The organism is Nocardiopsis nanhaiensis (assembly GCF_054778635.1).
This window is the reverse complement of record NZ_BAAGZJ010000207.1, coordinates 1-596: the sequence shown is the minus strand read 5'-3', so window position 1 is coordinate 596 and position 596 is coordinate 1. Positions and strand designations below refer to the sequence as shown.

Below are 596 nucleotides of genomic sequence, written 5' to 3'. Positions count from 1 at the left end.
AGGAAGGGGGTTGGGCTGGCTCCGGGTCCCCGTCCGAGTCCTCCCCCTTGTTGCTGCGGTTGCGGTTGCGGTGGGAAGGGCGGCCCTGCCAGATGGAGGCCTCGGGGTTGGTCTCCCTCCGGTACTTCAACCGGTTGTGGTCCGAGCACAGCGGCTGAATGTTGTCCGCGCTGGTGGACCCTCCGGCCGAGAAGCTGATCTTGTGGTCGGCCTCCGACCCGCTGGCCGGGAAGTTGCACCCCTGGTACCAGGCGCAGGTGGTGTGACCGAACATCCCCGCATCCCGAAGAGCACCCGTGGCGTCGCGCTGGGTACGGCCCACGTCCAACACCCGGTCACCCTTAGGGGAGGTGATCATCCGACGCAGCACACTGTTGGGGGCCAGGGCACGGACCGCGGCCATGGAGACCACCTGCCCATCCTGCGTCACCGCCGGACCCGCACCCTCACCCTCGGTCTGGTTCTGGATGCCGAGGAAGGTGGGCAGGGGCACCATGATGTTGATCATCGCCACCGCAGCACGCTTGCGACCCTGACCGCCCTTGCCGCCCTTGCCGTCTTCGGCCTGCCCCTCGGCACCCCCGGCGCTCTCGGTG

Annotated in this window: 1 protein-coding gene; it reads right to left on the bottom strand. The window is 68.6% G+C overall.

Translation table 11 applies throughout. The features are described from left to right. Positions 1-596, bottom strand: a 596-nt coding sequence (locus ACYVD1_RS34810; protein ID WP_460778732.1) for an HNH endonuclease signature motif containing protein, incomplete at both ends; no start/stop codon positions are given.